This is a genomic window from Bradyrhizobium sp. GW821-FHT13H06, from assembly GCF_058803975.1.
Genome location: NZ_JBXAPN010000015.1, coordinates 72,407 through 82,091, shown reverse-complemented (window position 1 = coordinate 82,091; position 9,685 = coordinate 72,407). Strand labels below are relative to the sequence as shown.

The window sequence follows — 9,685 nt, the reverse complement described above, 5'->3', positions numbered from 1 at the left end:
CGGGCCACGAGCCGCCCTTCAAGCAATCAAATCGCCGCCTTGCCGAGATCGCCTCGGCGAGATTGGCGCCAATATAAGGGTTCTGACATGATCATCGTCGCTGCGACGGATTTTTCTACGCGTTCTCATCGCGCTTTGCGGCAAGCCGGCCTTCTGGCTCGCGCCCTCCGTGCCGAGCTGCACCTCATTCACGTCGTTGATGAAGACCTGCCAGCCGATCTGGTTCGCATGGAAGAGCGCGAGGCTCAGCGGGTCCTGACAGAGCAAATCGGGTCCATCCCCGAGCTGCCCGACGCGCGTTGCCATGCGACCGTGATCAGGGGGCACCCCTTCGACGGGATCTTGCGCGCGAGCGCCGCGGTCGGCGCCGATCTCATCGTGATGGGGGCCCATCGCAAGCAGTTTCTGCGCGATATCTTTACGGGGACCACTATCGAGCGTGTCATTCGCGGAGGAAAGTATCCCGTTCTGATGGTGAACAACGAGGCGCAGCGGCGCTACGAACGGGTTCTGGTGCCGGTCGACATGTCGGAAACATCGGCCCACGCGATCCGCTTCGGTCAGTCTGCCGGGCTGTTGGAAGAGGGAGCGACGCTTCTTCACGCCTTCTCGCCGGTAGCTAAGAGACGATTGCTCAGCTCTGGTGCGAGCCCCGACGTCATCAGTGGATATGTCGATAGCGAGCGCCACGGGGCGATGGAGGAAATGAGCGCTTTTCTCGTGGCCAATGAGCTAGGCACCCAGCGATGGTCGCTTAGGGTCGACGAGGGCCTTCCCATGCACGTGATCTCGCGTGCGGTTGCGGAAAAGCGGCCGGACATGCTCGTACTGGGTACTCACGGCCGATCTGGGTTGCTCCGAGCGTTGATTGGCAGCGTCGCTGAAGAAGTTCTGCGGTCCGTGAACGTGGACGTTCTCATCGTTCCTCCCACTCGCCCTGACCTCAGACCTCCAAAGGTGGCCGCGGTTGCCTCCTCTGAGGCGTGACGTGGAACGATCGGGAGCTCGCCGCGCAGGTCTCATCCAGCTCTAGGCTCGGAATACCCTACGCAGCAAGCATGGCGTCCGCAGGCAATCGCATTCCGCGGATCGCCATGCACCGCGTCCTTCCGAAATGACTCAGCGGCGGCTTCGCCCAGTGTCGCGAACAGATGATTTCCGGCGGGTTCGTTTGGCTGGTCGCGTGATTTTTGGGGGATCGCTGGCCGGAAAAGTTTCCCGCAGTTGCCGGTCCAGTTCCTCGTCCAGTTCTCGCTTTTCTCGCTGCTCCGATGTTTCGTTTTCCTTTGGCATTATCAATCTCCGCGTTTAGCAGTCGATCGGCCGTCTTTTGCCAGAGAACTTCGTGGCAAACGCACATGGTACTACCAAAAAACAAGCGGAATTGAGGTTTTGCTTCAGAAGGGCTTTGAATACTGCCCGCGGAGCATGTTTGCCGCAAGCGCGCAGCAAGGCAGGCCACGCCGTCCTCTTCTGCTCACCTGAATTTGGTGTGCCGGTGAGACGCAAACTGCGTGGCAGGCGTAGCTCTTACTGTACTTATCGCCCTGCAGGAGGGCACGTATTCGGCGCAGGAATCTTCGGCGCTTGACGAGTGAGTGACTGCGATCCTCGCTGCGAACGATTAGTTCATTTCTAGCAAAATCGGGTCGCCTGGACCGAGGCGATCAATCACTGAAAGCTACTGGCAGAGAGAGGCCCGCGCCTTCTTGCGCAGGAGAGGAAGGGCACCTCCTTCGGTCTGAGAAGGGTCTTCTGTTCTTCTTGAGGCGCTATGCGTTCCTGACGAAATGTCGCATTTGACTTTACGCCAGCAATGCCCATTTGAACTTTATCATGTTGAGCTTGGCAACATTCTTTCAGGGCCTGTGTCTCGCAGGTTATCCGATCGCGGGCGAATAGCCCCGAGCTCAGCGTGCTTGTCCGCTCCGAGCTCGGGGCGCTCTCAGCAGGCAAACTAAAGCGCATCGCGCTCGGTCGAGCCCAAAACGCCTGCAAGCGTGTCGGACCGCGCCGTACGTACAGGGCGTATGCATCCGATGAGCACCCGAATTCCGCCAGCCCAGATCGGCCCAGAAGCTCGGGCCGCTTCATTTCGTGGAACGAACTCTCCTCAAACTGGCGCGGCGACGGGAGCCACACCACCAGACAAAGCAACGTCTGCGGCCTGAATCGCCCCAAGACGATCTTGTCGGGCCACCACCCGAACGCAAAAATGGAGAAGAGCACGATGTCAACAACATCAACTAATACGACCATGCGCAGCGAGATCAAGCCGCCGATAACGCTCACAGCCGATGATTACAAGCGGCTGTCGCTGCTCGCGCGAGCAGCGGCGAACAAAATGCCTGATGTGGCCTCTGTACTAACCGAGGAGCTGGAGCGGGCACACGTGCTTGCGGATGGTCATCCTGCGCAGACTGTTTGCATGGGCTCTGAAGTGCGATTCCGGGACGACGCGAACGGGACCGTTCGGACCGCGACGCTCGTTTATCCGGACGATGCGGACATCTCCCGACGAAGGATTTCGGTCCTGACGCCCGTCGGCGCCGCACTGATTGGCCTTAGTGCCGGTAACTCGATCACCTGGGAGACGCGGACCGGCGACCTTCGGCGATTGACCGTCCTTGAGGTCCGCGTACACAGAGTGCCTGAGGTTCCGAAGGGATAATGGTAATGGCGATGTAACAGCGCGGGGCAGTACTTATTCTGCCTCGCGGTGATGACGTCCGCGCTCGGCCCCCTAGAATCTAATGCGCAACAAGCAGAGACGGGTGAACAAAGCAATGTTGAGTACTTGCCTCCATTACGTAGATCCAGGGGACGAAGCTGAGCGAGACTTCCTTGAGAGCTTGATCCGGGAAGACTTTGCGCGCTGTTATCCCGACGATACAATTGAAGATCTTCGGCGCCGGGCCTCCCATTCGAGGCATGACAAGGGGCTTCTTCGCGATTGGATGAGCTTAGCGGAAGCGCGAGCCGGGACGTTTTCGGCCCCCATGCGATCTACTCGCGCCGCTTGAACGGATGGCTAATCTGCGGACGAAGAGCGTGGGCTTTTGTGAATACAGTCGCATCAGCCGAATTACGTTGAACTGTTTTGTGCCCTATTCGCCGCAGTGGTCGCAATGTCAGTAAGGACTATGTTGGCGTTGTTATGATTCACGCGATTGAGCCAGATACGCACGTTGCGCGGCGTTCTCTGCATGGCGGACGCTTGCAACTAGGCATTTAGCCGGACGGTAGCCTCGCCCGTCCGGACTGTCTTTCGATCAAACAGGTTGTTCCAGCGCTTCGTTGCGGGACCGCCTCCCTTTACCTTGACAACTGAGTGTAGCAATAATGCCTCTGCCTTCCATCGCCCTAACCGCGTCCGACCATCCGCGCCTATACACACTCGCGCGCGTAGCTGCACAGCAAGGAGACACGGGTGGGGCGTTTCTGCTCGCTGAAATCGATCGAGCAAGTATCGTCTCGGATAACGCTCCCGAGGTCAAATCGCTCGTCGCGATCGGCTCGTGGGTCGAGTTCTGGACGAATTGGGGTATTCGCAGACGCACCGTGCAGTTGGTCTGGCCTTAAGACGTCACGTCCAATCCGGCTCAGCTTTCCGTTTTGTCGGGGTCGGGCGCCGCGCTTGTCGGCCTTCGGGTTGGAGATCACATGCCATACTTCGTCGCGGAAGGAATGGATGTCCTCAGAATCGAGAGCCTGAATCAAGCCGAGTGACATCCCTCGTCCAACGCTGCGCTCTTGTGCGTTGCGGACCAAGTGCACCGTCTCTGCGATGCCGCCCTTACTCATGCTTCGCCCGAGCCGGAGAAAAGCAAGATCGGCGGCGTTGCCCTTGGCGCCGGAGCGCGTCAGTAGCTTGATCCGCTGCTCTTGAGATCCTATCGCTTGGCCAGGTCGAGCAGCCGCCGCTTCGTGAACGGGTCCGCATTCTCCGCCAGATCGCGCGCCCGCTGCGCGAAGCCTCTGTCGAACTCTTCCACGACGCCACTCACTGAAAGCCGGATTTCACTATCGGCCAGCGGAGAGGTCAAGATCTGAGGAGATCGCGGACAACTTTAGGCGACACTGTTGCACCGACGTCCAGCGAGGAAACTACGCATGCGGGCGGCAGGAAAGATCTGAAGACTGTGCTCTACGCGAGCCGAAAGCTGTGCCCGTCGTGCGGCACCGCGATGACCGGCTGTTCCCGGCGATGCCGCGGCCCCTGCGGCAGCGCTATGGTCTGCCTAAACGCGCTCGCCCGGCGACAATGAAATGGCGCTCGTACCGCAGCGACGTAGCGTAGGTGGTGGCGACCGCCGCGGTGATGAGGGAGGAGGGGTATCTCTGTGCCTCTTCGACTCGAATTGGACGTCGATTGCTGGAGTTAGCTCAAACTTGCCCATGATGGATTGGACCGCATTCATGCGGCTGCTTAGAGCGTCAAATTCTCGAATCCTGGTCCAGATTGATCGTTGTTTAATGTGAGCGGCCGATCGCCTTGTTCTGTGTCTGTGGCCAAAGCGGCTCTTTGGTTTACTTTCCGCCTGACACCCCTTCCGAGCCAATCTCGCAGCACAACGTCTGCGGCTATTGATGTGCCCAGCGCAACAAATACAGCATTGCTGATCGCTTGCTGTTCACTCCGCAGATGATCTTCGAGAAGCTTGTGTCGCGTAATGTAGCCCGCGTTTACTCCGGGAATGGCATGGTTCATCAGGAGCTTGGCATCGATCTCGGAGACGCCGGCCACTGTCGCTATCGTACGGAAGGTCTGGCGAAGGTCATTGCCCCACTTCGGCAGTATGTCACGGTCCTCCTTTGCCTCCGCCAAATGACCCGATGCGCTGTCGGCCGGAAACAACCAGTCTTGCGCTTGCGAAGGATATATCTGTCTACCGAAGCGGATTGCGCGGATGAGGCAAAGGATCATTTGACGCGACAACGGGATATCGAAGGCCTTCTTCTTGCCGCCCTTTGGCTTGGGAATGTGCAGCGTGCGGCGCCGAAAATCGATGTGCTCCGGCTTGGCTTCTTGGAGCGCAGTAGGCCTGGAACCGCAAAGGAGAGTGAAGAGGTGGAACTCTCTGCGGACCGGGTTGTCGAGGGCGGCTAGTTGCACGAACCAGCTCTTCAAGTCGGTGGATCCCATTCCAGTGTTGCGGCGCTCCTCCTCATTCCAGTCGACCGCATCGGCTGGATTATCTGACGGCAGTGACCTGTTTGTCTTCCGAGCATGATTGTAGACGGCCCGCAGGGTCCGCATGCTGCCATTGGCCATGTATGGCCCGTTCTTTCTTGTGACTTCGTCGTGCTTTTTTGCCACCCGAGCCGGATCGGTTGCGAGCTCATGAAGGGTGGTGTCTAGCCAGCCCGCAAAAACTCGTTCGACGTGATCGCGGTAGCCCTCGATGGTTTTTTCGCTACGGTTCTTCCGGATCAGATGCGCATCGAGGTAACGCTCCCAGGCCTGCCTGAGAGTGATGCTCGCGACCGCCGCACCAAGTGCCATCGCTGGAGCGGGATGCGGTTCTTCGGCTCGTTTATCGTCCTTAGGATGTCGTCCGCGGCTAATTTGAGCCAAGTACTCCTTGGCAATGGCGCGCGCAGCGCGGGTCGACATCTGACTAGCATCGCCAATGGAAACCCTAATGGATGAAGCCCGCTTGCCACCCTGCCTGAGGTCACCTTGGACGGTAAAGGTCCTCCGTCGCTTTCCGATGACCACGAAAAAGCCCTTCAATTCTGTATCACGCGCGAGGTACCAACCGTCCTTCGGAGCCGGCAATTGAGCGATCGTCTTGTCGGTGAGAGAAATTCGAATATCGGTCATGACGAGAGTCCACGGCCGCCAAAACGGTTTTCAAACGGTGTTGGCGGATTGAGCAGTTGGAGGGTTTGAGTTCGACGAAGCGCGAAACTATGCGAGAAATATCTATAAACAAAGAGTTTCTCGAAGACTCGTCGTAGCGCGGCGTGCGTTCGGAAACTGCGGAGAAGCGATGGTGTTGAACTCTTAATCAGCGGGTCCCAGGTTCGAGCCCTGGTGCGCCCACCACCCTCAAGAGATTGGCCCGCAAGGGCCTTTTTAATTTTTCCGATGGAGCAAAACTGGTCTCGTGCGACGCTTTTTGTGGTCGTACGTCGCACGCCATGCGACGAGATATGATTTCCTGGACGTTTTTGATGGGATCCGATATCTGCCCTCACTACCGCCAAGACGATCCGATGGACTGCTGCCGCCCGGGCGGCTTTGCCCTACCGAGATACACCACGATCTCGTGCGGCCGATGATGTACACGTCACCGTGACGGGGCGCCTTGTCGTGGATCTGTTCGGCCATACCATTGAAGTCATTAGACAGGGCTCCGATAGGTAGTTCCCTAACAGTGCCGACGCTTGCGGCACTATGTCTGGACCCGCCACTGGCAGGTCCTTTGCCGCTATCGCCATCGCTTTACGTGGTCGACCAAAGCCCGCAGCTTCGGCGCGAGATTCCGACGATTGGGGAAATGGAGAAAGAAACCTGCGAATGGCGGGCAATAGTCCTCGAGGAGAGGGACCAACTGACCGGAGGCAACATAGGGCCTGAAGGTCTCCTCCATGCCGAAGGTGATGCCTCCCCCCGCGCAGGCAATACGGATCATCAGCCACATATCGTTGGTGGTGATCTCAGGATTGACGGCGACGTCGTACTCGCGTCCTTCTTCGCCAAACTCCCAGCGGTAAGGCGCTGTCCGGGGTGCAGGACGCCAGCCGATGCAGCGATGCTGCGCCAGCTCAGACGGATGCAAAGGCTTGCCGAAGCGCTCGATATAGGCGGGCGCGGCAACCACGGTCTGGCGCTGCTCGCCCGACACCGGGATGGCGATCATGTCCTGGTCGATCACCTCGCCAAGCCGCACCCCCGCATCATAGCCCTCCGCCACGATGTCGAATTCCTCATCCGTGACGGTCACGTCGATCTGAATTGCAGGATAGGCGTCCGCAAAGCCGGCCAGCAGCGGTCCTGAGATGAACCGTTCTGCGATCGAGGACACCGCCAGCCGCAGAAGGCCGCTCGGCGCGGTGTCCCGATCCGCGACGGCGTCGAGGGCCGCGCCGACCTCGCCGATGGCCGGCGCCACGCGCTGGAAAAGCTGCTCGCCGGCCTCGGTCAGGCTGACGCTTCGTGTCGTTCGCTGAACCAGCGCGACACCAAGGCGATCTTCGAGTCGACGGAGGGTCTGGCTGACTGCTGGCCGCGTCACGCCCAAATGCTCAGCGGCCGCGCGGAAACTTCGCATCTCCGCGACCGCCAAAAAGACAGAGATTCCAGCGAGATTAATGGCCATTGGTAAGATCACATTACCAACCTGGTCACGATTGGGCAAGTTGTCCGCTCTGCTGTCGGCCTCTAGTTTTTGGTCAGAGAATTGAGGAGGTCCGAAAAAATGAAGCTCACCGACTACAAGTTGCTGGGGCGCTCGGGTTTGCGTGTTTCGCCGTTGAGCCTGGGCACCATGACGTTCGGATCGGATTGGGGCTGGGGCGCGGATAGTAACGAGGCTCGCCGCATCTTCGATCTCTACATCGATCAAGGCGGCAATTTCATCGATACCTCGGTGAACTACACTAACGGGGCGGCCGAACGCTTCCTTGGGGAGTTCGTCGACGACAAGCGAGAGCGGCTCGTCCTCGCGACGAAGTTCACGATGGCCCGTGAGCTCGGCAACCCCAATTCGGGCGGCAACCACCGCCTCAACATGGTGCGCTCGGTCGAGCAAAGCCTAAGGCAGCTCGCCACCGACCGGATTGATCTCCTGTACCTCCATGGGTGGGACATGACGACCCAGCCGGATGAAGTGATGCGGGCCCTCGACGACCTCGTCCGGTCCGGCAAGATCCTATACGTCGGCATTTGCAATACGCCCGCGTGGCGGATCGCTGAAATGCAGACCCTTGCCGAGTTGCGCGGGTGGTCGCCCTTCGTCGCGCTTCAGATCGAATACAGCCTGGTGGAGCGCACCGTCGAGCATGAGCTCATGCCGATGGCCCAAGCCATGGGGCTCGGCGTGCTTCCGTGGTCGCCGCTGGGTGGCGGCGTGCTGGCCGGCAAATACACCAAGGCGGACGTTCAGGATTCACGCGATGCGGCGGTGTCTCCCAGTCGCATGGGCGTCATCGCCTCATCAGGGCATCTCAACGAGCGCTCGATCGAAATTGCGCGGGAGGTTCGCGCAGTGGCCGAGGAAGTGGGATCGACGCCGTCCCAGATCGCGCTGGCATGGACGCTCATGAACCCGACGATCGTATCGCCGATCATGGGCGCCCGCACCCTCGCCCAGGCGGAGGAGAATCTGGGCGCTCTGGATGTGGCGCTGTCGCCAGAACAGCTCGATCGCCTGAACCTGGCGAGCGAACCGGCTGCGATATTCCCAGCGCGCTTCGTCGATCGCCCATTGGTTCAGCAACTCTTTTTCGGCGGAGCCGCGGTAGCGCGTCGCGCCTGAGCGCCGCGGAGGGCGACCAACGACGTTCGTGATGGCGGCTCCGCAGACGCCGGGCTTTCGTCCGCTTCAGCAAACGGAAAGGAATATGCAATGAGCATGATCCAACTGACCGACCGACTTATCGGCGCCAGCCGCGCATTCGTGCTCGTCTCAGCGTTTCTGGTCACAATCGAACCGGCGGCCCCGGCCCAAACCGGAGCGCCCACCCGCACCGAGCGCCGCGACGCCACTGTGGAGACGCGCAATAAGGCCATCGTCCAAGCAGCCTTTGAAAAATGGCGTGCAGGCGGCAACGTCTTTGCGGAGCTTCTCGCGCCCGACATCGTCTGGACGATTCACGGCTCCGGCCCGGTCGCCGGCACTTACCGCGGTCTCCAGGATTTCATTCAACGCGCCTCTGCGCCGCTGGTCAGCCGTTTGACCGGGCCCGTTATGCCGGAGGTCCGGAGTATCTGGGCGGATGGAAACGTGGTCATCGTTCGTTTCGACGGATCGGCCACTACCACATCGGGAGCGCCGTATCGCAACCAGTTCGTCTGGATATTACGGATGAACGGCGGCCGAGCCGTCGAGGCGGAGGCCTTTCTGGATCTCGTTGCCTATCAGCAGGTCGTCGAGAACAACAAGCCGCGCGCGCAATAACCCGGCGACAGGATCGGCTACGGCTCGGCCTCGCCATGGTCATCGCCAGACAGCAGGCTGAACACCCTCAGAACGTCAATCACGCTTAGGAGACGATCATGCGCCGCGCACTTGCGATCGTGATGACCGCCATATTTTTGAGCCAGTCCGCGCTAGCCCAGGAAACCAAATTGCAGACCGACCATCCTTATTCCGGCATGTGGATTACCGACGACGGCCGCGTTCGCCACGAGCTCCTGCCCACCGGGCGCTACGTCGAAGCGCGTGGGACTCGCGAACGCGCCTATGAAGGGCGTTATGAAGTCACCGGTACGCATATTGAATATTGGGACGACACCGGCTTCACCGCCGACGGCGACTTTGTCGACGCAAACACCCTCCACCACGGCGGAATGATTTTGCGCCGGTCTGCGGACAGTAGCGGCGTCCCCACCGCCACGAAACGGCAGTGATGCCCGATGGTAGAGGGGAGTGGGAGGCCGGGATTTCGGCGACCGGTTGGAGATCGAGAGAGGCTCTTGGCAGCCCGTCGCGGAGTAAACCCCGACAGCTTCGCC

At 59.9% G+C, this 9,685-nt stretch carries 8 protein-coding genes and 1 pseudogene; 6 read left to right on the top strand and 3 right to left on the bottom strand.

Translation table 11 applies throughout. The features are described from left to right. Positions 1-87 precede the first annotated feature (87 nt). The 3 genes from AC1RQP_RS37335 to AC1RQP_RS37325 all read left to right on the top strand — a co-directional run bounded on the left by AC1RQP_RS37335 (position 88) and on the right by AC1RQP_RS37325 (position 3,582). Entirely contained in the window at positions 88-987 is a 900-nt protein-coding gene (locus tag AC1RQP_RS37335; RefSeq protein ID WP_492942437.1) for a universal stress protein, read from the top strand. 1,243 nt (positions 988-2,230) lie between these two features. Further along, on the top strand, positions 2,231-2,671 hold the full coding sequence (rnk, locus tag AC1RQP_RS37330) for a nucleoside diphosphate kinase regulator (RefSeq protein ID WP_492942435.1): 441 nt from the start codon (positions 2,231-2,233) through the stop codon (positions 2,669-2,671). A 671-nt stretch (positions 2,672-3,342) separates the two neighbouring features. Continuing rightward, on the top strand, positions 3,343-3,582 hold the full coding sequence (locus AC1RQP_RS37325) for a hypothetical protein (protein WP_492942434.1): 240 nt from the start codon (positions 3,343-3,345) through the stop codon (positions 3,580-3,582). Positions 3,583-3,800: 218 nt separating this feature from the next. Here AC1RQP_RS37325 and AC1RQP_RS37320 read toward each other — a convergent pair. The 3 genes and pseudogenes from AC1RQP_RS37320 to AC1RQP_RS37310 all read right to left on the bottom strand — a co-directional run bounded on the left by AC1RQP_RS37320 (position 3,801) and on the right by AC1RQP_RS37310 (position 7,328). After that, positions 3,801-3,995 (bottom strand): annotated as a pseudogene (locus AC1RQP_RS37320) (hypothetical protein). Between the two features lie 434 nt (positions 3,996-4,429). After that, positions 4,430-5,827 (bottom strand): tyrosine-type recombinase/integrase, encoded by a 1,398-nt coding sequence (locus AC1RQP_RS37315; protein ID WP_492942432.1) that lies wholly within the window; start codon positions 5,825-5,827, stop codon positions 4,430-4,432. 610 nt (positions 5,828-6,437) lie between these two features. Beyond that, on the bottom strand, positions 6,438-7,328 hold the full coding sequence (locus AC1RQP_RS37310) for a LysR family transcriptional regulator (RefSeq protein WP_492942430.1): 891 nt from the start codon (positions 7,326-7,328) through the stop codon (positions 6,438-6,440). A gap of 99 nt (positions 7,329-7,427) precedes the next feature. Between AC1RQP_RS37310 and AC1RQP_RS37305 the strand changes: the two genes are divergently transcribed. The 3 genes from AC1RQP_RS37305 to AC1RQP_RS37295 all read left to right on the top strand — a co-directional run bounded on the left by AC1RQP_RS37305 (position 7,428) and on the right by AC1RQP_RS37295 (position 9,580). Continuing rightward, positions 7,428-8,486, top strand: a complete 1,059-nt coding sequence (locus AC1RQP_RS37305; protein WP_492942428.1) for an aldo/keto reductase — start codon at positions 7,428-7,430, stop codon at positions 8,484-8,486. Between the two features lie 90 nt (positions 8,487-8,576). Beyond that, positions 8,577-9,128 carry a nuclear transport factor 2 family protein gene (locus tag AC1RQP_RS37300; protein WP_492942426.1) on the top strand — a complete coding sequence of 184 codons (552 nt, stop codon included), beginning with the start codon at positions 8,577-8,579 and terminating at the stop codon, positions 9,126-9,128. A gap of 98 nt (positions 9,129-9,226) precedes the next feature. Next, positions 9,227-9,580, top strand: coding sequence for an Atu4866 domain-containing protein (locus AC1RQP_RS37295; protein ID WP_492942424.1), 354 nt, complete (start codon positions 9,227-9,229; stop codon positions 9,578-9,580). Positions 9,581-9,685 lie beyond the last annotated feature (105 nt).